At 42.0% G+C, this 1,064-nt stretch carries 1 protein-coding gene; it reads left to right on the plus strand.

Annotation, left to right across the window (positions count from 1 at the left end):
- Positions 1-55: 55 nt before the first annotated feature.
- Positions 56-931 carry an alpha/beta hydrolase gene (locus tag F6K51_RS38050; protein ID WP_293031547.1) on the plus strand — a complete coding sequence of 292 codons (876 nt, stop codon included), beginning with the start codon at positions 56-58 and terminating at the stop codon, positions 929-931.
- Positions 932-1,064: the final 133 nt, after the last annotated feature.

Here is a 1,064-nt window from a genome sequence, read left to right on the forward strand (position 1 = left end):
CATCTAGTTTGAACTGTAATAACTCAATCAATTATCACCAAGTAAGGTATTCATCATGACTAACCTAAACACCACAATGCACAAAACTATTGAGATTGATGGACTTGATATTTTCTATCGGGAAGCTGGATCCAAAAACGCCCCTACCATCCTCTTGTTACATGGATTTCCTACTTCTTCCCACATGTTCCGAAATCTAATTCCCGCCCTTGCAGACGAATTCCACCTGATTGCCCCAGATTATCCTGGTTTTGGGGCTAGTTCCATGCCGAAAGTTGATGAATTTGACTATAGCTTTGATAAGTTAGCAGATATCGTCGAAAAGTTGACGATTAAATTGGATTTACAACAATACTTTCTGTATGTGATGGACTATGGCGCACCAGTAGGCTACCGTCTAGCCAGCAAATATCCCAATAAAGTGCTAGGGCTGATTGTGCAGAATGGTAATGCCTATGAGGAAGGTTTGCGAGAGTTTTGGGAACCACTCAAAGCTTACTGGCAAGACAAAACTCCTGAAAATGCTCAAGTTCTAGCGGATTTTCTAACCCTCGAATCGACTAAGTGGCAATACACTAATGGAGTTCGCAATCCAGAAGCCATTGCTCCAGACAATTGGTTCCACGACCAATATTTGCTCGACCGTCCTGGCAACAAAGAAATTCAATTAGAACTGTTTTACAGCTACGGTACTAACCCGACTCTCTACCCACAATGGCAGGAATATTTCCGTCAGTTTCAACCTCCAACCCTAATTGTTTGGGGCAAAGGTGACTACATTTTTCCCGAAGAAGGAGCCCATCCCTACAAGCGAGATCTCAATAACATTGAATTCCATATCCTAGATACCGGTCATTTTGCCCTTGAGGAAGATCTAGAGTTGATTGCTAATTACATTCGCAACTTCGCTCGCTCTAATGGCCCTAAATAGTCAGGCAGATTCGTCGAGCACAATTAGGCATAATGAGAATCTAAGTAGTCGGATAGGTGATCGTACTAGGAATCTCAAGCAATAATTAGAGATTCCAACAATAAACCTAATTTCAGGAGGTTACCATGCAGAT

It is taken from the genome of Moorena sp. SIO3I8 (assembly GCF_010692325.1).
In the GTDB taxonomy this organism is placed as follows: domain Bacteria; phylum Cyanobacteriota; class Cyanobacteriia; order Cyanobacteriales; family Coleofasciculaceae; genus Moorena.